General features: G+C 65.7%; 21 protein-coding genes, 1 tRNA gene and 1 pseudogene. 2 read left to right on the top strand and 21 right to left on the bottom strand.

Annotated elements, in window-relative coordinates; genetic code table 11:
• Nucleotide 1: 1 nt before the first annotated feature.
• Complete coding sequence (locus MAB_RS12125) at nt 2-1,501, bottom strand: hypothetical protein (RefSeq protein WP_005110875.1); 1,500 nt, start codon at nt 1,499-1,501, stop codon at nt 2-4.
• Nucleotides 1,502-1,672: 171 nt separating this feature from the next.
• Between MAB_RS12125 and MAB_RS12120 the strand changes: the two genes are divergently transcribed.
• Nucleotides 1,673-2,758 (top strand): hypothetical protein, encoded by a 1,086-nt coding sequence (locus MAB_RS12120; RefSeq protein ID WP_005110873.1) that lies wholly within the window; start codon nt 1,673-1,675, stop codon nt 2,756-2,758.
• Nucleotides 2,759-2,761: 3 nt separating this feature from the next.
• On the opposite strand, the gene MAB_RS12115 is transcribed toward MAB_RS12120, so the two are convergent.
• Entirely contained in the window at nt 2,762-4,210 is a 1,449-nt protein-coding gene (locus MAB_RS12115; RefSeq protein WP_005134352.1) for a hypothetical protein, read from the bottom strand.
• Nucleotides 4,211-4,466: 256 nt separating this feature from the next.
• Nucleotides 4,467-4,543: transfer RNA gene (locus MAB_RS12110), tRNA-Pro, on the bottom strand.
• A gap of 162 nt (nt 4,544-4,705) precedes the next feature.
• Between MAB_RS12110 and MAB_RS12105 the strand changes: the two genes are divergently transcribed.
• Nucleotides 4,706-6,070, top strand: coding sequence for an HNH endonuclease signature motif containing protein (locus MAB_RS12105; protein ID WP_005110870.1), 1,365 nt, complete (start codon nt 4,706-4,708; stop codon nt 6,068-6,070).
• Between the two features lie 71 nt (nt 6,071-6,141).
• Here MAB_RS12105 and MAB_RS12100 read toward each other — a convergent pair whose 3' ends face one another.
• The 18 genes and pseudogenes from MAB_RS12100 to MAB_RS12015 all read right to left on the bottom strand — a co-directional run bounded on the left by MAB_RS12100 (nt 6,142) and on the right by MAB_RS12015 (nt 23,444).
• The gene (locus MAB_RS12100; protein WP_005079331.1) at nt 6,142-6,708 is read right to left on the bottom strand and encodes a LysM peptidoglycan-binding domain-containing protein; all 567 of its coding nucleotides are present in this window, start codon (nt 6,706-6,708) and stop codon (nt 6,142-6,144) included.
• A 201-nt stretch (nt 6,709-6,909) separates the two neighbouring features.
• Complete coding sequence (der, locus tag MAB_RS12095) at nt 6,910-8,310, bottom strand: ribosome biogenesis GTPase Der (protein ID WP_005079328.1); 1,401 nt, start codon at nt 8,308-8,310, stop codon at nt 6,910-6,912.
• Nucleotides 8,307-8,978, bottom strand: a complete 672-nt coding sequence (gene cmk / locus MAB_RS12090; RefSeq protein WP_005110867.1) for a (d)CMP kinase — start codon at nt 8,976-8,978, stop codon at nt 8,307-8,309. Before cmk ends, der begins: the two co-directional genes overlap by 4 nt.
• Nucleotides 8,979-8,986: 8 nt before the next feature.
• Complete coding sequence (locus tag MAB_RS12085; RefSeq protein ID WP_005079325.1) at nt 8,987-9,727, bottom strand: pseudouridine synthase; 741 nt, start codon at nt 9,725-9,727, stop codon at nt 8,987-8,989.
• A 4-nt stretch (nt 9,728-9,731) separates the two neighbouring features.
• The gene (gene scpB / locus MAB_RS12080; RefSeq protein ID WP_005079323.1) at nt 9,732-10,493 is read right to left on the bottom strand and encodes an SMC-Scp complex subunit ScpB; all 762 of its coding nucleotides are present in this window, start codon (nt 10,491-10,493) and stop codon (nt 9,732-9,734) included.
• Nucleotides 10,490-11,371, bottom strand: a complete 882-nt coding sequence (locus tag MAB_RS12075; RefSeq protein WP_005075441.1) for a segregation and condensation protein A — start codon at nt 11,369-11,371, stop codon at nt 10,490-10,492. The genes scpB and MAB_RS12075 overlap by 4 nt, the downstream gene beginning before the upstream one ends.
• Entirely contained in the window at nt 11,368-12,249 is an 882-nt protein-coding gene (locus MAB_RS12070; RefSeq protein ID WP_005110864.1) for a ParA family protein, read from the bottom strand. The genes MAB_RS12075 and MAB_RS12070 overlap by 4 nt, the downstream gene beginning before the upstream one ends.
• A gap of 140 nt (nt 12,250-12,389) precedes the next feature.
• Complete coding sequence (xerD, locus tag MAB_RS12065; protein WP_005079319.1) at nt 12,390-13,337, bottom strand: site-specific tyrosine recombinase XerD; 948 nt, start codon at nt 13,335-13,337, stop codon at nt 12,390-12,392.
• On the bottom strand, nt 13,334-13,978 hold the full coding sequence (locus tag MAB_RS12060) for an NUDIX domain-containing protein (RefSeq protein ID WP_005110861.1): 645 nt from the start codon (nt 13,976-13,978) through the stop codon (nt 13,334-13,336). The genes xerD and MAB_RS12060 overlap by 4 nt, the downstream gene beginning before the upstream one ends.
• A gap of 7 nt (nt 13,979-13,985) precedes the next feature.
• Nucleotides 13,986-15,665 (bottom strand): annotated as a pseudogene (locus MAB_RS12055) (CTP synthase); the annotation flags it as partial.
• Between the two features lie 133 nt (nt 15,666-15,798).
• Nucleotides 15,799-16,731: a copper transporter gene (locus MAB_RS12050; RefSeq protein ID WP_005058615.1), complete on the bottom strand. Its 933-nt coding sequence runs from the start codon at nt 16,729-16,731 to the stop codon at nt 15,799-15,801.
• A 7-nt stretch (nt 16,732-16,738) separates the two neighbouring features.
• On the bottom strand, nt 16,739-17,923 hold the full coding sequence (gene steA, locus MAB_RS12045; RefSeq protein WP_005079314.1) for a putative cytokinetic ring protein SteA: 1,185 nt from the start codon (nt 17,921-17,923) through the stop codon (nt 16,739-16,741).
• Between the two features lie 140 nt (nt 17,924-18,063).
• Nucleotides 18,064-19,824: a DNA repair protein RecN gene (gene recN / locus MAB_RS12040; RefSeq protein ID WP_005110859.1), complete on the bottom strand. Its 1,761-nt coding sequence runs from the start codon at nt 19,822-19,824 to the stop codon at nt 18,064-18,066.
• A 2-nt stretch (nt 19,825-19,826) separates the two neighbouring features.
• Complete coding sequence (locus tag MAB_RS12035; protein ID WP_005058622.1) at nt 19,827-20,747, bottom strand: NAD kinase; 921 nt, start codon at nt 20,745-20,747, stop codon at nt 19,827-19,829.
• Nucleotides 20,744-21,550: a TlyA family RNA methyltransferase gene (locus tag MAB_RS12030; RefSeq protein ID WP_005079310.1), complete on the bottom strand. Its 807-nt coding sequence runs from the start codon at nt 21,548-21,550 to the stop codon at nt 20,744-20,746. The genes MAB_RS12035 and MAB_RS12030 overlap by 4 nt, the downstream gene beginning before the upstream one ends.
• A 2-nt stretch (nt 21,551-21,552) precedes the next feature.
• Nucleotides 21,553-21,762 (bottom strand): hypothetical protein, encoded by a 210-nt coding sequence (locus MAB_RS12025; RefSeq protein ID WP_005079308.1) that lies wholly within the window; start codon nt 21,760-21,762, stop codon nt 21,553-21,555.
• A gap of 49 nt (nt 21,763-21,811) precedes the next feature.
• Nucleotides 21,812-22,816 (bottom strand): HAD-IIA family hydrolase, encoded by a 1,005-nt coding sequence (locus tag MAB_RS12020; protein WP_005079306.1) that lies wholly within the window; start codon nt 22,814-22,816, stop codon nt 21,812-21,814.
• Nucleotides 22,809-23,444: a tetratricopeptide repeat protein gene (locus tag MAB_RS12015; RefSeq protein WP_005079304.1), complete on the bottom strand. Its 636-nt coding sequence runs from the start codon at nt 23,442-23,444 to the stop codon at nt 22,809-22,811. Before MAB_RS12015 ends, MAB_RS12020 begins: the two co-directional genes overlap by 8 nt.
• Nucleotides 23,445-23,723 lie beyond the last annotated feature (279 nt).

The following is a 23,723-nucleotide window of genomic DNA, read 5'->3' as shown; positions in this document are numbered from 1 at the left end:
GTCAGCGGGACCCAGGGGCCAGGAATCGGCCATCTAGCGAATACGTCCCCGTCGCCGCGTCGACACCGGCGAGCTCCACGCGGATCGCCAACCGGAACGGGTCGATCACCTGGTCGCCTACCCAGATGTCGACGGCCTCGCGTTCATAGGGCTCAAGGGCCCCGCGCTGCATCGCCTGTGCCCGAACAGATTCGAAGACCTCCGCAGAAACATCGTCGAAGGCAAATGGTTGCGATGCTGAACGGTAGGATTTATCGGTGACCTTCGGGATTTCTCCTGGCACCAGGACAATCTGGCCGGATCGATCACCGGTTACAAACTCCAGCACCACACCACCAGTGTTCTGGACCTCACTTGGCCGCGCGATGGGGGTGGCCCGGTGGCTGCCCCGGATCTCGAAGTCGGTCAACACTCGATCTGATGCGGTGATTCCCGCCAGTCTCAGGGCATCCCGAGCCCTCTGGAACGAGACAGCGAAATCTGCCGGATCGAAGATCTCACCCACGGTGCCATTCGGAAGTGCGTTGATGCTTCTGCGGCCGAATGAGCCGGTCAGGATCACCGGCGCGCCCGGGCCTGATCGCTTAATCTCCAGTGTCCCCAGGGCGCTCAACCGTTGAGCCGAATCGGCTTGATGGGCCATCTTCTCGATGAGTGCGCTCAAATCGGTCGATGCGATCTCGCCGGCAGTGAAGGTGCTGTCCTTGCGTAGAACCTGCGGTGAGGCTGTGGTGAACGCATCTCCATTGTTATTGATATAGACAATGCTCACCGCGCCGTTCGTGGGGTCCAGTATCGTGCCATAGTCCGAGCCGCTGCCGGTGAAGCGTAGATCGAGCAGATTGTTGGTGGCGGCAGGACCGAATTGTTCGGTGATGGCCCGGATCATGCCGTCTCGGCGAGCATTGAGTTCCATGCTCTTCGACTTGGAGTCATTGTTCACACTCGGCGTCGGCGCTGCAGGCGTGGTCAATGAAATGTGCCAGGCATCGCCGACACCGAAGAGCACGGCCATTGCCACCAGGATAGACAGCGCCGGAGAGATCAACGCCCACGTCCGGCGGCGATCGTTGAAGCTTGGCGTGCCCGGTACTTGCCGTGAAGGCAACCTATCCGGTGCCAGTGCGGTGACCGGACTGGCAGCCAGAGACTTGAAGTCCTCGCCTGACATCGACGCTATCCACCGCCCCTGATACTCGGTGTCATGCGGTGGACTGATCGTCGCCACCATCAAAGTCGGTTGCAGATCGCCGTCACCAACACTGCTGCGGGTTAGTGCCTCGATTCGGGTCGGCACTCCATCCGAAGCTGCCGCAAGACGAAACCTCTCATACTCGGAAGCACGGGAGACCCGCAGCACAACCGCGAGCCCCACCGTCACAAGTGGTATCCCCACAATCAACGCCACCGGCCAAGGGTTATAGGAGCCGAGTCCAATACCAATCCCGATGACGGCACCAGCCGCACCGACCCAGCCAACACGTCGCGTCGCGCGATTCATCAAACCCCCTGCCGACGACGGTCTCCTGATGCTAGTAGCGCGCCTCAAGAAGATCCATGTGGCTTGAATTGTCGGCAGTGCGTGATTCCACTGCGCGGCAGCGTACGCGGGCCAAGATGAGAGGATCGAATTTCCGGTAGTGCCATACTCGTACAGCGGAGGTGCCTGCCCGTGTCCGATACACGATTGGCCGCGCTCACGGCGCGTGTCGAGTACACCGATCCAATGATGCGAGCCCGTACGGCGATCGTCGGCGGTCTCGTCTTGCTGGGGCCGACCCTGCTGGTCGTCCTCAAAGTGCTCGACGCTGCGCCTGCGGCGATCATTTCTGCCTGTAGTGCCGCGCTCACGCTGGCCTATGTACTGCGGTTCTTCGGACCAGCCGCCAGCCGCCGGGCGTCGGTGCGGCTGGGCATCATCGATGACCATGTGGTGATCGGCGACGAGGTCATCGGCCACCAGGATCTCGTGCGCCCGCTGGCAGAGGTCGTATCCGTCGAGATCAGCGACGCGCTGGCCGACCGCACCCTGATACATCCCGACGCCGGGGTGTATCAAGTCATGGGCTCGGAGTACCTCACGATCGGGTTCCAGTCCCGCGATGTCGGCTCATCGACCTCGGTGCAGACGGTTAAGGTGGCGGCAAACGCGTCTGATCCAGTGGCGGAGACCATCATCGAAGCGCTGCGTGACGCCGCGCCCACCGACGTGAAGCCGGCGACCGAATCGGTGCTGTCCCCTGCCGCAGCCTCACCGGCAGCCGACGAGCGGCTGTGGGGCGTCGCCCGCCAGATTCACGATTCGGTGCTCACCGAATACGGCCGCTACGAACTCGACCCGGCGCTGTTCCTGCGCTACCCGGGTGTCACCGACGTGACCCGCGGACCGGTGATGGACTTCCAGATTGCCCTGGCCGAGGCGCAGGCGCTGCGCACCGATGCCTATCCTGGCGATCCTGCCCTTGCCGGCCGTTACCGTGCCGCGGCCGACACCCTGCGTCGGGCCTGGGTGCGCTGCGAAGCCGATGGCAAATCAGCTGCACTCGATGATCTTCCGGCGGCGGCTCGCGCCGACCTCACCACCGCAGGCAAGCTGCTGGCCCACGCCGAGGGCACCACGCACGGTGCTGAGAAGGCTGCCTACCTGCGACGTGTGCAAGACACCGTGGCCCGGTTGACCGACCGTGGCGTCCTGCACCCACCGCTGCAAGTCCTAGCAGCGATCGAGGCCGCCGCCCGTCGGGCGCTGGAGCCCTGACCGTCAGCTTTCCGCGCCGAGGTACTGACCTGTGCGCAGCTCGTAAAGCAAGCTGTCCTCGGAGTCTGCATGGCTGTATTCCACCCGCGCCACCGGCCATGACGGGTTCGGGCGCGACCGGGTAAAGATCGTCAACGACAGCTCCCGCCGATCGACGTCGTCGACACCCAAACGGCGGGCGGCGTCATCGAGTATGGCGCGCAGCCGCATCGGGTCGATGTCCTGGACGGCGAACGGCGTCGGCATGGAGTCGGCGGCGCCGATAACGCCCTCGACGGGGAATTTGCCCGCATACACATCGATCTTGCGTTTCTCCTCGCCGATGTTGGCTTCGACGTCGAATGTCCCGTATTGCGTCGAGGAGGTATAGAAGCGGAAGTGACTGAGCATCGCTTCTGCCCCTGGCGGCCACTGAGTGGCAACCACTTTCACGACTTGACGCATCGTCTCGCCGACATCAATGACATCCCACCACGGCGCGACGGTGCCGTCGGGAAGCACCTCAACGACGACACCGCTCTCCATATTCAACCGCAGGCGCAGCGCACGTCCCGCGTCAGCATCGAGGCGCCGCAACTCGATTGATCGCACCTCATCGGCGCCCTTCGGAAACATCGCCGAGGTCCGCGCGACGACATCGCGGATGTTGAGCGTCGCGAAATCCTGGTCGGTGAAGATGTTTCTGGTGCGCGCGTCGTCGCGGGTGTCGACCTCCGGCTCGCTCTGTCCGAACGTCTTGGTGTAGCGATGATGGACATAACGATCACCCCCGCGATGCGCGTCAACGGTCCAGCCTTCTGTGTCCGAGGACACGAGCAGCAGCGTCGACAGCGCGCCGGGATCGACGGCCCGGACGTGGGCCAACGCCGTTTCGAACAGATCGACGACCGTAGCACCGTCTTTACTCTCATCGACCAACGGCACTGCGGTGGTGACGGATCGGGGCAGCGACAGTGCGAACACATGCTCCGGGACAGTGGTCAACACCGTGAGCGCAACAGCCAGGGCAACGGCCCCCGAGAGCGCTGCCTGCGTCGGCGGCCGACCGGAAAAACTAGGTGAGACCGTATCGCCGGGCGCAGGTACGTCTCGGGCAGGTATGCGGACCTCTTGCCCCGAGGCCGCGCGACGCACCTGCTCATCGGACATCGGTAGGCGCAGCATCACATCCCGTGCCACATCCCCAGGCACCGTGACGGTCCCCGTGAGCAGAGCTTCGTCGTCACCACCGAGCGGATCGGCACTGCGATCGATCGCCATAGCCCGGAACGGGACGTCAGCGATGCCTGTGCCCCCTCCCCGCTCTGGTGGGCGGATCGCTACGGCAATACCGGCCACGACCAAGGGGATCGCGATCAGCAGCCAGGCCAGGGTGCTGAAAGCTGCGATTCCGATTCCAGCCCCGAGCAGAACGCCGGCCAGACCGCCACGCAGAAATGAACGAGGAAACATCCGCCCGAGGATATCTGCACTGCAGATCGCGAACCATTACCGCACCGTTCCCACAGACCCCCTATTTGAAGCAATGGACCCCCTTCTGCCGCCATCGCCGACACTCGGCCATCCCATCTCCGACCCTGTCGATCGAAGATGGTGCCGTCCAGAGAGGGGAACCCCTGACTATCGGACAAGTGCGGTCCAACAGCCGGCAACGAACAAACTGGTCCCCACCGGAAACCCGGCGAGGGCACCAAAACCGCCTCCTACCTGGTCGGGCTGACAGGATTTGAACCTGCGACCACTTGACCCCCAGTCAAGTGCGCTACCAAGCTGCGCCACAGCCCGCCGCTGCGATGAGCAGCAGACGGAAGCCTACCGCAGGTCTGGCCATTTTCTGAATTCGGTTTACCCCTGGCCGCCCCTAATCCCCGAAAACACTTGTGTCACATGTGAATCATTCAAAACATTTGGCGCCCTCGTGTCGGAGTGGCGCGGTATCATTCGAACATGAGTTCGATAGCGGATAGCGATGCGGCAGAGGTCCTCGCCGGGCTCTGTGGGGCTGTCGACGCACTGTCGGAACTCGACACGAGCGCGCTGACGCGTCATGACCGACTCACGATTCTGCGTGACGTGGAGACGCTGCTGCGGCGCATCCCGACGGCAACCCACGGGATTGTCAATGAGCTTGTCGCCGGACATGTTCCGGGACAGTTCGGGGGCGCGAGCCTGGGCGATGTACTCGCCGATACCTTGCGTATCACCCGGGCCGACGCACGTCGGCGTATCCGGGACGCCGCCGAGCTCGCGCCGACCGTCGCACTGACTGGTACCTCCATCGAACCGGTACTGGCGGCCACGTCCGCCGCGCAGCGTGCGGGCACCGCCGGAGGCGACCACATCGCCGTCATTCGCCGGTTCTGGGACCGTGTCCCCCGCACCGTCGATGTTCAGACCCGGATGACCGCGGAAAGGCAGCTTGCCAGACTTACGCAGACACTGCGGCCCGATGAGCTCGGCAAGGCAGCCCAGCGCCTACTGGCCCATCTCGATCCCGATGGCAGTCTCACCAGCGATACCGACCGGGCTCGCCGGCGCGGGTTCCGGATGGGTCGCCAAGGCGCGGACCTCATGACAGCTGGTGCGTTCGATCTCGATCCAGAGTTACGTTCCTACCTCGACGCGATCTTCGCCAAATACGCCGCACCCGGCGTATGCCATCCCGACGATGAAAACCCCTGTGTGGACGGTGATCCAGATTCAGACGCGGCCCGGCACGATGTTCGATCGGTCGCGCAGCGCCAGCACGACGCACTCAAGGCCGTCTGCCGGTCGATCTTGTGCTCCGGTGAACTTGGCCATCACCGTGGGCTGCCGGTAACCACCATTGTCACCACCACATTGCGGGAATTGGAGTCCGGCGCGGGTCACGCGGCGACGGGTGGGGGCTCGCTCTTACCCATGCCGGACCCGATTCGGATGGCCAGTCACGCCCACCACTATCTGGCGGTCTTCGACGATGACGGCCGCGCGCTCTACCTTGGTCGTGCGAAGCGGATCGCCACCGCAGATCAGCGAATTGTGTTGACCGCCAAGGAGCGTGGCTGCACCTACCCCGGCTGCGATCGACCGGCATATCACTGCCAGGCACATCACATGGATGAATGGGCGGCCGGCGGCAACACCGACATAGCGTCCCTCACGCTGGGCTGCGAGCGGCATCACAAACTCCTCGGAACCGACCACCAGTGTTGGCAGACCATCCGCGGCCCGGACGGGCGTACCTGGTGGATCCCGCCCGCGCATGTCGACCCATATCGCACCCCACGTAGCAATTGGTTCCACCACCCGGACGGCTACCTGCGGGAGTAAGCGACATCGGCCCCGGCGGGGGTCACCCGACGGGGCCGATGAGGCAGTACTGCTTGCTTATGCCGGTGTGACTACTCCGGGATGGTCAGTACCTGACCCGGCTGAATCAGATCGGGGTTGGCGATGCCGCTGGCGTCAGCGATCTTCTGGTACTGGTTGCCGTCGCCGTAGAAGCGCTCAGCGATGGCCCAGAGGGTGTCACCGGACTCGACGGTGTAGGTGCGGGGCTCCGGCGCGGGAGCCGGCTCCTCCACGGCCGCGGGAGCGACCTCGACGGACTCAGCTGCCGGAGCAACCGGGGTGTCGGTCTGGGTACCCGAGGACCACACGGAGTCCGCGCCCGAGTACAGCACCAGGTTGCGGTCGTCCTGCAGAACCAGCTTCACGTCGGTACGGCCCTCGGTGTTGCTGCTCCACAGTGCGCCGCCGCCGTTGTCGTACACGACGAAGTTGCCGTCGCTCTGCACCTCTGCACGGCCGGCGGAGTGCCCGCTGGTGTCCGAGGCCCATACCGGGCTGCCGCCCTCGGTCAGCACGAGGTTGCCGTCATCCTGCAAAGTCAGGGTGTACGCGCCGTTGTTCGAGGTGAGGCTCTGTCCCGAGTCCAGCTTCTGGCCCTGGGTGAGTGTGTCCGCCACTGTGTTGCGCCTTTCAGTAGGTGGTTTTGATACCGCCGCAGGATGGTAGACGGTGAAACCAGCCTAGGTCGGCAAACGGAAAAAGTGGGCGATTCGGATCGGGTAGATCCCAACGCGAGCGCGAATATTCGGTAAACGGAACCTGAGAAGGCAATGTGCATACAGTCTTTTAGCTTGTGCCCGTTGCCATCTCACGATGAGTTAGCGCTTGGCGCTTCGCTTTTCACGAACCCGAACGTTTATCCGGATGGGGGTTCCGTCAAAGCCGAAGCTCTCGCGCAACCTGCGTTCCAGGAATCGTCGGTACCCGGCCTCAAGGAAACCGGTGGTAAACAACACAAAAGTGGGCGGCCGCGAGGTGGCCTGAGTGGCGAACAACACCCGCGGCTGTTTCCCGCCACGCACCGGAGGCGGCGTAGCGGCAACTACTTCCTTGACCCAAGTATTCAGCTGACCGGTGGAGATTCGCTTGTCCCAGGAATCCAGCGCAGACTCCAGCGCCGGCACCAGCTTCTGGACAGCTCGTCCGCTTTTAGCTGAGATGTTCACGCGTTGTGCCCAATTGAGCTGCGCAAGCTGAAGGTCTACTTCACGTTCAAGGAGGTCGCGACGGTCCTCATCGACCAGATCCCACTTGTTGAACGCGAGCACCAAGGCACGTCCGGATTCGATCACCATCGACAGCACTCGCTGGTCCTGTTCGGTGATGGGCTGCGACGCGTCCAGCAGGACGATGGCAACCTCGGCCGCCTCGATGGCGCCGTGGGTGCGCAGCGACGCGTAGTACTCGTGTCCCGAGGCCTGCCCCACCTTCCGGCGCAATCCGGCAGTATCGACGAAACGCCAAGTCTTGCCGCCGAGTTCGATCAGCGTATCCACCGGGTCGACGGTGGTGCCCGCGGTGTCATGAACCACCGCCCGCTGATCACCCGAGAGCCGGTTCAACAGGGAACTCTTGCCCACGTTCGGTTTTCCCACCAGCGCCACCCGTCGCGGGCCGCCCTCCCCCGACCCGCGCGCGGAGATCTCGGGCAGGTCGGCGACCACGCGGTCGAGCAGATCCGCCACGCCGCGGCCGTGCATGGCACTGATCGGCATCGGCTCGCCCAATCCCAGCGACCACAGCACCGCGGCGTCGGCCTCCGCGCGGTCACTGTCAACCTTGTTGGCCGCCAGGAAGACCGGCTTCCCGGATCTACGCAGCAGCTTGGCCGCCTCTTCGTCGGTAGACGTGGCACCCACCGTGGCATCCACGACAAGGATGATCAGGTCGGCGGTGGCCATGGCGTGGCGCGCCTGTTCCGCGACGAGCTGTTGCAGGCCGGTCGCGTCGGCCTCCCAACCGCCGGTGTCCTGGACCGTGAAACGTCTGTCGAGCCACTCGGCGGGATAGGAGACGCGGTCACGGGTCACCCCGGGAATGTCTTGGACGACGGCCTCACGCCGGCCGATGATCCGGTTCACCAATGTCGACTTGCCGACATTGGGCCGGCCCACCACCGCAACCACCGCCGGCGGAACACTCGGCTCGTCGAGTCCCTCATCTCCATCGAATTCGGTGAGCTCCCACTCACTCTCGTCTTCCCACGTGCCATCGGTCATCGTGATGCCCCTGCCCTAGTGCGCACCAGGTCCAGCAGGTGGGCCACGACCTGTTCCTGTGTCATATCGCTGGTATCGACCTCTAAAGCATCCTCGGCCGGGCGCAGCGGCGAGACGGCCCGGGTGGAATCCAGATGGTCACGGCGCTGCACATCGGCAAGCACCTTTTCATATTCGTCGTCGCCACCACCGGAGACGTTCTGCGCGTTGCGGCGCTGCGCCCGCGCCTGTGCCGATGCGGTCAGATAGATCTTCACGTCGGCGTCCGGCAGCACCACGGTGCCGATATCACGGCCCTCCACCACCACGGCGCCACTGGACTCGGCCAGCTCGCGCTGCTGCCGCACCAGTCGTTCACGGACGGCCGGTACCGCGGACACGGCGGAGACCGCGCCGGTCACCTCATTACCCCGGATTGGGACCGAAACATCTTCACCCGCAAGCAGAGCCGTCTGCGCATCGGGATCCGAACTCACGGACATGGGCACCTGATCGGTTGCCGCGGCGATGGCCGCGGGGTCGGTGAGGTCTACACCGGCACGCAGCACCCAGAGCGTCACGATCCGGTACATCGCACCGGTATCGAGATATGAGGCCCCTAGCTGACGAGCCAATTCTTTTGCGACGGAGGACTTTCCGGTACCGGATGGGCCATCTACGGCAACCACTAGGCGCGTCACAGTCCTACCGCCTTGTACAGCGAGCCGATCTCATCGCGGCCCAGGGCACGTAGGCTCCCGGGGCGCTGATTGCCCAGCGTCACATCGCCGATCTTGGTGCGCACCAATTCCACTACCGGGTGCCCGGCAGCGTCCATCATGCGTCGCACAATGCGATTGCGGCCCTCATGCAGCGTCAGCTGCACCATGCTCTGGCCGTCCGTGGTGCCCAGGAACTTGAACTCGTCCACCTTGGCCGGGCCGTCGGCGAGCTCGACGCCGTCTCGTAACTGCCGCCCCAAGCCACGCGGGATCGTGCCGGCGACGGTCGCGATGTACGTCTTAGGCACCTCGTAAGACGGGTGCATGAGCCGGTGGGTCAGCTCTCCGTCGTTGGTGAGCAGGATCAGCCCGACGGTGTCGGCATCCAGACGGCCGACATTGCGCACCCCCTGGTTGCCCCGAACCCGTTCCTCGATCAGCTTGCCGACGCAGGGGCGGCCACGGTCGTCCGACATGGTCGACAGCATGCCGAAGGGCTTGTTGAGAGCCAGATACACCAGATCGGTGTTCATGATCACACGCGCACCGTCAACGCGAACCACGTTGACAGCCGGGTCGATTCGTCTGCCCTGCTCGGTGACAATCTCGCCGTCCACCTCGACGCGACCGTCGTAAATCATCCTTTCGGCAACCCGGCGTGACGCAATACCCGCTTGCGACAACACCTTCTGGAGCCGAATGCCTTCTTCGCTCATGGTCTCAGTCCTGATCAACGGTAAAAGCGGGAGCATCACCAGAACCAGCACCGCTATCGGCTGTCCGGTTGAGCCGCGCGAACCGCGGCTCGTCGCCGAGGTTTTCGGATAGGTCGTCGATCACATCGATATCGGGAAGCAGCGGTGCGATATCGGGAAGGTCGGACAGCGACGTCAGCCCAAGCCGCTCGAGGAACAGCTCGGTGGTGCGGAACATCACCGCACCGGATTCGTCGTCGGTGCCCGCCTCGGCGATCAGGCCCCGCATCAGCAGGGTCCGCATGACGGCATCGACGTTCACACCGCGCACAGCGCTGACACGCGATCTCGTCACCGGCTGCCGGTAGGCCACCACCGCGAGGGTCTCCAGCGCGGCCCGGGTCAGCTTGGAGCGTGCGCCATCGAGCAGCAGCTTCTCCACGTAGGGGGCGTACTGGGCGCGGGTGTACATGCGCCAGCCGTCGGCGGTCTCACGCAGATCGATGCCACTGCTGCGATCGGTCAAGATTTCCGAAATCCGTTGCAGTGCTTCGGCTACACGGTCCAATGGCTGAGCGACGACGGAAGCGACGGCCGCCGCGCTGATCGGGGTGTCCACGACCAGCAGCAACGCCTCGAGGGTGCTGATGAGTTCATCCTCGGCCATCGGAACGAATTCACCGTCGCCCGTTTCGTCCTCCAGGGACTCCGCGGGGGCGGCTTCCGCTGAGGCGTCGGGCTCGGCGGACTCCTCCGTGCCCTCGACAGCGGTCGTCTGCTCGCTCATGTGTAGTCCACTGCCTTTTCTAGATCATCCTGCGCCGGGCGCTCACCGGTCCATGAAACTTGGAGCGGTCCAAGCGGTTCGGATTGCTCGAATAATACCGCCTTGGAGCGGTACAGCTCGAGCACGCCCAGGAAGCGGGCCACGATCTCGATCGGCGCCGTGCATTCGGCCACCAGCTCGGTGAAGGTCATCCATTGCCCGGCGCCGCGCTCGGCCAGCAGCTCGACCATCCGTTTGGCGTGCTCTGGCACCGATACGCGCGGAATGTGCAGGTGGCTCAGCCCCACCGTGGGAACCGGCCGCGGCGTGAAGGCACCGGCGGCGAGCTGGGCGAACTGGTCCCCGTCGAGCCCCAGGTGAACCGGCGGGAGCAGGTCGCTGAAGCGCTCCTCCAGCGAGACCGCACGCGGGTATGAGCGCAGCGCGGCAGCCTCTAGTTCGGCGAACATCTCTGCCACATGCTTGAAGGCCCGGTACTGCAACAGCCGCGCGAACAACAGGTCGCGGATTTCCAGCAGTGCCAGGTCATCGTCGTTATCCACCTGACCGGAAGGCAGCAACCGCGCCGCCTTCAGGTCCAGCAATGTGGCCGCCACCACCAGGAAGGCCGTCACCTCGTCGAGGCTGTAGGTATCGCCCAGCGACTTGGTGTACGCGATGAATTCGTCGGTCACCTGGTGCAACGCCACTTCGGTGACATCAAGCCGATGCTGCGAAATGAGTTGTAGCAGTAGGTCGAACGGCCCCTCGAAGTTCGTGAGCCGAATCCGGAAGCCATGTGCGTCCGTGGTCTCCGGTGCCGCGGTGGCGGCATCGGGCGCCGCGGGTTCCGCGGCGGTCTCGACGACGTCCGGTTCCTGGTCCAAACCGACCGTCACGTTTCGAACCGGTCGATTACCTCGCGAGCCAACGAGATGTACGCCTGGGCACCCGAAGACTTCGGTGCCCACGTGGTGATCGGCTCCCCCGCCACGCTGGTCTCCGGGAAGCGGACGGTGCGAGTGATGACGGTGTGGAAGACCTGGTCGCCGAACACCTCGATGACCCGGGCCATCACCTCACGCGCGTGCAGGGTCCGGGCATCGAACATGGTGATGACGATTCCGGACACCGCCAGTTTCGGGTTGAGCCGGTCGCGCACCTTGGCCACGGTGTCGGTGAGCAGGGCCAGCCCGCGCAGCGAGAAGAACGCACATTCCATCGGGATGACGACGCCCTCGGAGCAGGCCAGCGCGTTCACCGTCAACAGTCCCAGCGACGGCTGGCAGTCGATGAGCACGTAGTCGTAGCGATCGAGCACAGGGTGCAGCGCCCGCGCCAGTGAATGCTCGCGCCCCACCTCGTTGACCAGCTGAATCTCGGCGGCGGAGAGGTCGATATTGCTCGGGATCAGGTCCAGTCCCTCGACGCGCGTGCGCATCAGCACGTCGTCCACCGACACCCTGGGCTCCACCAGCAGGTTGTGCACAGTGGTTTCCAGCTCGTGGTGGGCGATGCCCAGACCGGCCGATAGCGCACCTTGTGGATCGAGGTCGACGAGCAGCACCCGGCGGCCGTATCCGGCCAGCGCGGCGCCCAGATTGATGGTCGACGTGGTCTTCCCCACGCCGCCCTTCTGGTTGCACATCGCGATCACCTTGGCCGGCCCGTGACTGGTCAGCGGCTTGGGCTCGGGGATGTCTTTCGGGGGGCGGCCGGTGAGATCAAGGTCGCCGTCGTCGGCGGGGAAGTCAGAGTCGAGACTGCCGTCCGTCACGTCACCTCCCGGTCATCTATTCGGCCCTCTTCACGCACGCTGGTGGTAGCTCCCGCATGCGGGGGCCTCATCGAAGGCATTCGGGCAAGTCTAGTGGGGTTGCGGCCTTCGGTAGCGGCAACCCGCGCATGTGGCGACTGCTAACGGGCACGGGGATGCGCACCTGCCCATACTTCGCGCAGCGCACTGACCGTGACCAACGTGTAGATCTGGGTCGTTGTCACCGACGCATGGCCGAGTAACTCCTGGACAACACGAACGTCGGCGCCGCCCTCCAGCAGATGTGTCGCAAAGGAATGTCGCAGGGTGTGCGGGGAAACCGCCGCGCTGATCTTGGCCCGTTCGGCGGCGTCGGCCAGCACCTGCCATGCGCTCTGGCGGGAAAGCCGTCCGCCCCGGGAGTTCAGAAACAGGGCGGGGACGCCGCCGCGTCCCCGGCGTGCCAGATCGGGACGGCCACGCACCAGGTATGCCTGCAGCGCCTCTACGGCAGGCCGACCCACCGGCACCAGGCGCTGCTTGCCGCCCTTGCCCCACAGCAGCACCGAACGAGCCTGCACATCCACATCGTCGACGTCCAGCCCCACGGCCTCGGAGATGCGTGCTCCGGTCGAGTACAGCAGCTCCAGCAGTGCACGGTTGCGCAGATCCAGTGGTCCGTCCGAGCCGCCGCCACCCGCGGCATTCAGCAGTGCTTCCACCTGTTCGACCGTCAGGCTCTTCGGCAGCCGGCGGTTGGGGGTCGGCGGTTTCACCGCACGGGCGACATCCGTGGGCGCCAGCCCCTCGATGGCGGCAAACCGGTGCAGCCCTCGCACGGCGATCAATGCGCGGGCCGCCGAGGACGCGGACAGCTCGGGCACTCCGTTCGCCGGATCGCCCCGGCGCAGCGTGACCACGAAATCGCTGACATCGGTTTCGCAGACCTCGGCCAACCGGTCGATCTTGCGGTCGGCGAGATGCTGCTGGTAGCGGCGCAGGTCCCGACGGTAGGAGCTCAGCGTATTGGCGGCGACGCCGCGTTCCACGTCGAGATGATCCAGGTAGGACTGGATCTCGCCGTCAAGGAGCCCGACCGCGGCCGTCACGTTGCGGCCTTGCGTTCCGCGAAGGCCGTGGGCCGGTCCGGCCAGGGCGCGTCCACCGGCCGGGTGTGGTGACCCCCGAGTGCGATATGCGTGGCCAGAATGCCCGCCACCGCAATGGCATTGACCACCTCGCCGGCCATCACCATCGACACCGCTTCGGATAGCGGCACCCAGTGCACCGTCATATCGGCCTCTTCGTCGTGGCTCTCTCCCCGGCCCGGGTGTGACAGCCCGGTGGCCAGGAATACCCGGACCACCTCATCGGTGAATCCGGGCGAGGCAGCGGCATCCACCAGCACCCGCCAGGTCCCGGCCTCGATACCCGCTTCCTCCAGCAGCTCGCGTGCCGCGGCCCGCTGGCTGTCCTCCCCCGCGATATCGAGTAGCCCGGCGGGCAGCTCCCACAGGCGGTGCCCCAGCGGGTGCCGATACTGGTACACCAGCGCAACCCGGCCAGCCTCATCCACGGCCGCCACCGCCACCGCGCCATAGTGTTCGACAACCTCACGGGTGGCGCTCCCGCCTCCGGGCATCGCCACCCGATCGCGGCGCAGCGCCAGGATGCCGCCCATGTAGACGGGCTCGGACTCCAGGGTGACGAACTCGTGCCGTTCGCGCTCTCCCGAAGTCCCGTCACTCACTGTCGGGGTCCAGCGGAAGACGCTCGGCCGCTTTGTACTCCATGGCAGCGCGAATGAACGCGCTGAACAGCGGATGCGGACGGGTGGGACGGCTCTTGAGCTCAGGGTGCGCCTGAGTGGCCACCGCGAACGGGTGAACCTCCCGCGGGTACTCCACGAATTCCACCAGATGCCCGTCGGGCGACGTCCCAGAGAACCGCAGGCCGCTCTCGGCGATCTTGTCGCGGTAGGGGTTGTTCACCTCGTAACGATGCCGGTGCCGTTCGGACACCTCGGTGGTGCCGTACGCCTCGGCGACGATGGAATCAGGCTCCAGGACAGCGGGATAGGCGCCCAGGCGCATCGTTCCGCCCAGGTCGGCCTCACCGGCGACAGCCCGCACCTGGTCCGCCATGGTGGCGATCACCGGGCTCGGGGTGTCGGGATCGAACTCGGCGGAGTTGGCGTCGGCAAGCCCCGCCGACCGCGCCGCCTCGATAACCATGCACTGCAAGCCAAGACACAGCCCGAGTATCGGCACCCGCCGCTTGCGGGCATAGCGGATGGCGCCGAGTTTGCCCTCGATACCCCGGATGCCGAAGCCGCCGGGAATCAGCACACCGTCGACATCTCCGAGTGCCGCCTGCGCCCCACTCTCGGTTTCGCAGTCATCCGACGGCACCCACTTGATGTCAACCTTCGTATGGTGCCGGAATCCGCCAGCGCGCAGCGCCTCGGTGACCGACAGATAGGCATCGGGTAGGTCAATATACTTGCCCACCAAGGCGATTCGTACCGATTCACTGGGCTCGTGGACCCGCTGCAGCAGATCGCCCCACTCGGTCCAGTCCACGTCGCGGAAGGGCAGGTTGAGCCGGCGCACCACGTATGCGTCGAGTTCCTCACGATGCAACACCTTGGGGATGTCGTAGATGGATGGCGCGTCGGGCGTGGAGATGACACCGTCGACGTCCACGTCACACATGAGGGCGATCTTGTTCTTGAGCGGCTCGGGCACATCCCGGTCACAGCGCAGGATCAGTGCATCCGGAGTGATACCGATGCTGCGCAGCGCGGCGACGGAGTGCTGCGTCGGCTTGGTCTTGAGCTCGCCGGACGGCTTCAGGTACGGCACCAGCGAGACGTGCAGGAAGAAGACGTTGTCACGGCCGACGTCATGGCGGATCTGCCGCGCGGCCTCCAGGAACGGCTGCGATTCGATGTCGCCGACGGTGCCGCCGATCTCGGTGATGACGATGTCGGGCCGCTGCCCGTTTTCGTTAGGCTCGGCCATCGCCAGGATGCGGCTCTTGATCTCGTCGGTGATATGCGGAATCACCTGCACGGTGTCACCCAGGTACTCGCCACGCCGTTCCTTGGCGATGACCGACGAATACACCTGCCCGGTAGTCACATTCGCCGACCCAGACAGATCACGGTCCAAGAAGCGCTCGTAGTGCCCGACGTCCAGATCGGTCTCCGCGCCGTCCTCGGTGACGAAGACCTCGCCGTGCTGGAACGGGTTCATGGTGCCCGGGTCCACGTTGAGATACGGGTCGAGCTTCTGCATGGTCACTTGCAGGCCGCGTGAGGTGAGAAGTTGCCCAAGGCTGGACGCGGTCAAACCCTTACCCAGCGAGGAGGCAACTCCACCGCTCACAAAAAGATGCTTGGTAGCGGTTTGCGGATGCTTACGTAGACCTGCCAAGTTGGCTCCCGTGACGACTGCGCAGGGCAATTCTTCAAAGCTCGGGGCCCTGCTGACCCACGGAACCTCACCCTAACAAATACGCCGACAACCGGCGCCGAACACGCCGCGGGATGTGGGCTAGATCCCCTCGCTAGGGGACGGTGATGGAGGTAGCTCCGGGGCCAAGCCCGTAGCGTCCCGAGTGCCCGTCGGACTGTTCGCGCAGCGCCAACACGGTGGTGATGCGGCCGGAGGCCATTTCGATGTCGTCAACCGTGCTGGCCGCCGAGGCCAGGGAGCTGTCGGCCCGCGTGACCGAGATCGCCGCGATGCCGTTGGCCGAACCGCTGCGTCCGGTCAGTACGGTGCCGGATCCGCGACGATCGAGCGCGGCGGCGAATCGCGCCACGGTAGAGCCCTTGTTCCCGGCATCGTCGGGCAGACCACCGCCGGTGACGACGACGGCGAGGTTCCCCGGCGCCACCTGTCCGTCGGTGTAGGTGATGAATCCGCTTTGACGCAACGCCGATAGCGCCGTGTTGCGTTGTTCGTCGGTGACCGGCGGTGCGGGATCCCTCGGGATTTGCAGGACGATGCCAACCAAGTCGCCCGCCTGCGATCCCTGGTCCACGGCATCGGTGCGCAGTTGCGTGCCCGCGGGCAGGATCGACGAGTTGACGATGGTGCGCAACCGCTCGCCCTGATTGGCGTCGGTGAACTGATCGGTCAATCCGATCCGGCCCGATACCGAGCCGCCCGCAGTGGAGATCAACTGAGCGATGCCGTCCACGTCGGAGCGATCGGCCTCTGGGGTGGTGATCAGCACGACCTTGCGATCGGCGAGTGCGTCCTTAACCATGCGCGGAGCCATAGTGGCATCGAAATTGCTTGCCGCGTTGAGTTTTTCATTCAACGCGTTCTTGTCTTGATTCAGATCCTCGATCTGCCGCTGCTGGCTGCGTTTGTCCTCACGCAGGCCTGACAGCAGCGTGTCGTTGAGCAGTCCGGAACCGAGTATGACGCCCACCGCGAGGGCAAGAAACACCGCGGCAAGGGATATGGCGTGCTGGCGCAGGGTGATCACGAGTGCCTCAGCTGACCAGGTTCTGCACCCACACCGTCATCCTGTTCCAGTAGGCGAGCAGCCATTCGGCTGCGCTGTCGCCCGCGCTGGTGACCCACAGCATTGTGATCACTGCCACCAGCACCGCCAGGATCAGTAGCGCGATTGCCCCACCGGAGAATCGGTTGCGGTACAGGGTCGCAACGGCTTTGGCATCGACCAACTTGGCGCCGACCTTGAGCCGGGTCAGGAAGGTGGAGGGGTTGGACTGCTGACGTTCACGGTCGAAGAACTCCTCGATGGAGGCCGTGTGCCCCACCGTGACGATCAGCGATGCCCCGTGGTGGTCCGCCAGCAGCAGCGCCAGATCCGCGGCGGAACCGGCGGCCGGGAAGGTCACCGCCCCGACGCCCAGATCCTGGATACGCTCCAGACCGGCGGCGTGTCCGTCGGCGTCGGCGGGCAGGACAACCTGCGCACCGGATTTCAGGACGTCGTTACTCATCAGCAATGGGTCACCCACCACGATGAGCGGCCGGTACCCGGCCTTGCGAAGGGTGTCCGCACCTGTGCCTACACCGATGAGAACCGGCTGGTACTCCTTGATGAACGGCTTGAGGTTTTTCAGATCGTGCGCGGCACCCACACCATCGGATACGACGACTACGTGGCGATTGCGCAGATCGATGTCCACGTCCGGAATGCCGATGCCGTCGATGAGCAGCGGACTCTCACTGCGGATGAACTCGATGGTGTTCCCGGAGAAGGCTTCCAGGTGGGCCACCAGGCCGGTTTTGGCTTCGGTCATCAGATCGTGCACGTCGGCGTCGGTGCGCGGAGTGCCGGCGATGAGCCGGCGGTCACCGTTGTAGATGCCGCCGTTGTGCACCCGGACCGTGGAGCCGTCCTTGACCTTTTTGAAGACCTCGGGGCCGATGCTGTCGATCAGGGTGATGCCGTTGGCGACCAGCACCTCCGGCCCCAGATTCGGGTAGCGGCCCGAGATCGAGGGTGAGGCATTCACCACCGCGCTGACACGCGCATCGACCAGGGCGTCCGCGGTGATGCGGTCCAGATCGAGGATGTCGATGACGGCGATATCACCCGGGTTGAGGCGTTGCAGCAGCCGGTTGATGTCCCTGTCGGTACGCACTGTTCCGACGATGCCGGGCCGGGAGCTGCTGCTTCGAGTGAGCATCGTGGTCAAGTTCATAGGGGTGATCATGACGCCGAGCCCCGCCGAGCCTGTGGAGGCGCGCCGTAACACCTGTCACATTAGTCACTCCAGCACCCCTAGTTTCAGGCAGCGAACAGCACGTATTCGCAGGTAGTAGGGGGTTACGCGGGTGAGGGCTAGGTGCGCTCGGCGCGGGCGGCGTCGAGAAGCTCGCGGGCATGCGCCCGGCCGGTGTCGGAGTCCCCGAGCCCGGCAAGCATCCGGGCAAGTTCGGCGACCCGGTCCTCGTCGTCCAGACGGCGGACCCCGCTGCCCTTGCTGTTCACGCGGTCGACGGTCAGGTGGATATCGGCGAAGGCCGCCACCTGCGGCAGATGGGTGACCACGATGACCTGATGGGTATGCGCCAGCTTGGCCAAGCGCCGCCCGATCTGCACCGCCGCGCGGCCACCGACACCGGCGTCGACCTCGTCGAACACCATGGTGGTCCCCGCGGTCGAGGCGGCGAGCACCACCTCGAGCGCTAACATCACGCGGGAAAGCTCGCCCCCGGAGGCGCTCTTGGCCAGCGGCAACATCGGGTTGTCCCGGTGCGCGGCGAATCCGAATTCGACGACATCGGTGCCCGAGGATCCGGCGTGAACGGTCTGCCCGGATGGCAGCGTCAAGGGCGCAGAATCGTCGGGCCGGGCCGCTATCGGCTCCACACCGATGGAGAATGCGGCGCGGTCCATCGCCAGACCGGCCAGCTCGGCGGTGACCGCCTTACTCAAAGCCTTCGCAGCCTTGGCACGCGCCTTGCTCAGACCTGTTGCCGCGGTAGCCAATTCCGCGCCGAGCCGATCCACGCGCGCAGCGATCGCGTTGAGTGTTTCTTCGGAGGTATCGACCTCGGCCAGCCGGGTGCGCGCCTCCTTGGCCCATGCGATGACCCCGTTCAGATCGGCGGCATACTTGCGGGTCAGCGTGCGCAGCTGCCCCTGGCGAGCCAGTTTCTCTTCGAGAGTGCTTGCGTCACTCGGTAATTCGTCGGTGAAGGCGGTCAGCTCGCGAGACACGTCGCTGACCACCGCGAGTGCCTCGGCCAGCTGCGGCGCCAGAGCCCGCAAGGTGGCGTCATCGGTGGCTTCCACCAGGGCCTTGGCCCTGGCGATGCGATCGATCGCCGAATGGGAATCGTGCGCGTCGCCGTCGGCATCCGCACCTGCCAGTGCCTCACGTGCCGAGGCCGCGGCGTCCCGCAGCGCGTCGAGTTCGGACAGCCGGTGAATATCGGCCGTGAGTTGGTCGTCCTCCCCCGGCTTGGGGTCGACGGTATCGATCTCATTCAGTGCGAACCCGAGCCGATCCGCTTCCTGCGCAAGCTCACGCACCCGATTGGTGCGATCGATCAGATCGCGCCGCGCGGCGAGCCATTCCTCGCGCAGTTTGCGGTAGGTGGTCAGCAGCGCCTCGATGCTGTCGCTCGCGAATTTGTCCAGCGCGGCGAGCTGCTGCTCCGGGCGCATCAGTCGCAGCTGGTCGTTCTGGCCGTGCACCGTGAGTAATCCCGCGGTGAAGCTGGCCAGGGATTTGGCAGGCACGCTGCGCCCACCCAGATATGCCCGTGAGCGGCCATCGGAGGTCACCGATCGTGCGGCGATCACACTGCCGTCGTCGTCACGTTGCGCCCCCGAGGAATCCAGCACCTCGGTGACCTCCGCGGGCTCGGCACCCAACGGATCGGCGGTGAGAAATCTGCCCTCCACCACCGCACGGTCGGCGCCCGCCCGGACCCGGTTGGCGTCGGCGCGCGCCCCTCCGAGCAGGTGCAAACTGGTGACCACCATGGTCTTTCCTGCACCGGTCTCGCCGGTCAGCACGGTAAGGCCACTGTCGAACTCCGCGGTGGCGGCGGGAATGGCACCAAGGGACTCGATGCGAATCTCGGTGAGCACGATTACCTTCCCCGCCAGCCCTTGACGGGCAACTGGAACTTGCGCACCACCCGGTCCGCGAACGGCTTGCTGTCCAGGCGGGCCCACAGCACCGGCTGGTGGCCACGGACAACCTCGACCCGCCCGCCCGGTGGCACCCTGATCTCGCGTCGCCCATCGCAGAAGAGCAGTGCGTCATGCCCATCGGCCTCGATCTCGACCGCGACGGTGGCGGCCGGACTGGTCACCATGGGCCGGGCGAACAAGGCGTGAGCGTTGTTGGGCACCACCAAGATTGCATCCAGATCGGGCCATACCACCGGACCACCGGCGGAGAACGCATAGGCAGTGGAACCCGTGGGTGTGGAGATGAGCACGCCGTCGCATCCGAAGGCCGATACCGGCCGGGCATCCACCTCCAGCACCACACCGAGCACCCCCAGCCGGGGACCCTTTTCGATGCTGACCTCGTTGAGTGCCCAGCCCCGCTCTGCCACTTCGTCGCCAATACGGACCAGGACGTCCAATGTCATCCGGGTCTCGACGCGGTAAGTGCCTTCCACAACGTGGGTGAGCACCGAATCGATGGCTTCGGCCTCGACTTCGGCGAGAAAACCGATGCGGCCCAAATTGACTCCGAGCACAGGTGCGGTGGCGCTGCGCGCCAGTTCCGCCGCCCGCAGAAAGGTACCGTCGCCACCCAGGACCAGCACCAGTTCACAGCCGGTCGCCGCGTCCTGATCGGCGTCGACGACTTCGACATCGACACCCAGGGAACGGAACTCGGACGGATCCAGGTGCACCGGTCCGCGATCGATAGCCTCGGCAGACAGCACCCGCAGCGCTATACCGTTCTCCCCCAATGTCTTGGCGACACGGCGAGCGGTCTCTGTCACCTCGTCGCGGCCGGTGTGTGCGACAAGCAGAATTTTGCGTTCGTTCACTGAGGTCCCCTAGACACGGCTTCGGCAACTGCCGCTTCGACATCCACATCCGAATCTGTCCTGCGCAGCCACAGGAAGTATTCGACGTTGCCCGACGGCCCGGGTAGCGGACTCGCCGTAACACCCGCGGTGAACCAACCCTGCGACCGAGCGCGCCGAGCGACGGACACCACGGCATCGGCGCGCAGCTGCGGGTCGCGCACCACGCCGCCCGCGCCGACGAGCTCCTTGCCCACCTCGAACTGGGGCTTGACCATGGGCAGGATGTCAGCGTCGGGCCCGGCGCAGGCGATGAGGGCATCGAGCACCAGCGCGAGCGAAATGAACGACAAGTCACTGACGATGAGCTGTGCGGTTCCACCGATCAACGCGGGTGTCAGGGTGCGCACATTCGTCCGGTCGAGGACGGTGACACGGTCGTCGGACTGCAGCGACCAAGCCAGCTGGCCGTATCCGACATCGGCCGCCACCACCTCCCGCGCGCCTGATCGCAGTAACACCTCGGTGAACCCGCCCGTGGAGGCCCCGGCGTCCAGGCACCGCTTGCCCTCGACAGAGAGCCCCTGCGGACCGAAGACCTCCAGAGCGCCGAGAAGCTTATGTGCGCCACGCGAGACCCACCGGTCCCCGGCCTCTCCTTGCACGACAAGAGAAGCCGTCGCAGGAACCGCGGTAGCAGCTTTCACCGCAGGGATGCCGTCGATGCGTACCCGGCCCGCCTCGATCAGTTCAGCCGCCTGCTGACGAGAACGGGCCAGCCCGCGCCGCACCAACTCGGCGTCGACCCTGGCATGCCGGGCCATGGCTATCCCTGCTCCGCAGATTCCAGTGCTCGGACCAACACGTCGTGGGCCTGCTCAAGGATCTGGGCCTGGTTCTCCAGGTCCAGATCTGACTCCGTGTCACCCGCGCCGGCGGGCGAGTCCAGCTGGCCGAGCAGCGCCTGCACCCTGGATCTGACCTCATCGGGGTCCGGTCCGGCGGTCTGGCGTGCGACATCGTTCGGGGTGGTCATCGCGCTCAAGGCTAGTGGATCGACCCGAGGCGGCCGGGCCGACGACACACTATCCGGCAGAAAGCTGCTGTACGGCGCGTTCCGCCAGGTCACCGGTGGCCACGATGGGTCTAGCATCCGGTGCCGGGCCCGTCGCCCACACCGCGGCGGCCACCGCCTGTGCCAGCGACACGGACGACCCGGTGGGATCGCCTGCCGTCACCGACACCTCATCGGAAGACACCGAAACCTGCCACGAGGGCTTCGGCTCGATTCGCACATCGGCCTGCGGCAGGTGCAGTGCACTCAAGTCCGCTCCCAAGAAGGTGGGGCGGTGTGCGATATCCGCCCAGATCGCATCGATCGCGCTGTTCACCCCGGTAAGCACCATGAGACTGGGCAGACCGGCGCCATTGGCCCCAGAGATGTCGGTGTCCAGGCGGTCGCCGACAACGAGCGGCCGGGCAAAGCTGCCGCGCGCCAACGCGTCCTCGATGAGCGCACGCCCCGGTTTGCCCGCGACCACCGGATCGGCATCGGTCGCTGTGCGCAATGCGGCGACCATCGATCCGTTTCCGGGCAGCAGGCCCCGTTCGGTCGGCAGGGTCGCATCGACGTTGGCCGCCACCCAGTAGGCGCCCGCGCGGATGGCGAGCGCGGCCTCGGCAAGCGTGGTCCAGCCGGTATCCGGTGAATGCCCCTGCACGACGGCGCGAGGCGCCTCGTCGAAGCTGCGTACCGGGGTGAGCCCGACGGCGGCCACTTCCGCGGCCAGCGCCTCGGTGCCGACCACCAAGACCGCGTCCCCACGGTTGAGCTCTTCGGCGAGCAGCCGAGCCGCGCTTTGCGCGCTCGTGACCACGTCACCCGCGGCGGCCGTGAAGCCAAGCGCGGCGAGGTGATCGGCTACCTCGGGTGCCGAGCGGCTTGCGTTGTTGGTGACGTACAGCTGGCGCGCTCCGCTGGCAGCCGCCAGTGACTCGATGGCGTTCGCAGTCGGCTCGGCGCCCCGGAATACGGTTCCATCGAGGTCCAGCAGCAGACAGTCGTATGAGGTGGCAAGTGTGTCAGGCAAGTTCGGCGGCCCGATCCTCGGCGTCGGTGTGACCTTCGACATCGGCATCGGCGGCATGCAGGAACCATTGCACCGCTTCGGCTTTGCGGTCCAGGGCCAACAAAATGTCCGCATACGCGTAGAACAAGCGGGCCGCGATCTCGCCCACCCGGGACGGATCGGGCGCCGGAGTGGACAGCACCGCCAAGGCCTGATCCAGCTGGCCCATATCGGCACGTGCCCCCGCGACGACGATGCGCAGCTCGTCGGCGGCATCGCCGGTGAGTGCCTTGGCCTCGTCCCCGCGAGCGAGTTCGATCGCGCGCTCCGGGCGGCCCACGCCGCGCTCACAATCGGCGATCAGCGCCAGCAGCGGCGACTTGCTGCCCATCCGGCGGGCCGCGCGCAGTTCGGACAGCGCCTGCGCCCAGTCCCCGCAGTGATAGGCGGCAATGCCGACCGCCTCACGCACAGCGGCGATACGCGCGGCGCGGCTTTTGGCGGCCTTGGCGTGTTCCAGGGCGGCCTGCGGATCCTCGTCGAGCAAGTTGCCTGCGGTCACCAGGTGCCTGGCCACCGTCTCGGCGGTGTTCTTGTCCAAGGTTCGTAGCTCGGCACGAACGTCCGGAGCCAGCTGCTTGGCTTCCACCTCGTCGGGGATGTGCGGGCCGAAGTTTCGTGGAGCCGGGCGATCCTCGGTGCGCCGGGGCCGCGGTGACTGATTTCGCTGCGGCCGATCCCCGCCCCGCTCGTCAGACCGCTGAGGGCGCTCGTCTGACCGGCGTGGGCGTGCCGCACCGCTCCCGCGATCGTCGCGGCGCGCGCCTGCATCGCGCGCGGGCCGACCCGGGCCTTGCCTTCTGGGCCCTTGCTGCCTGGGTCCTCGCTGGCTGGCGTCTTGCCCCATGGGCGTGTCCTCCTTCTACGA

This window comes from Mycobacteroides abscessus ATCC 19977, from assembly GCF_000069185.1.
Taxonomy (GTDB): Bacteria; Actinomycetota; Actinomycetes; order Mycobacteriales; family Mycobacteriaceae; genus Mycobacterium; species Mycobacterium abscessus.
This window is presented reverse-complemented; position numbering and strand designations above follow the sequence as displayed.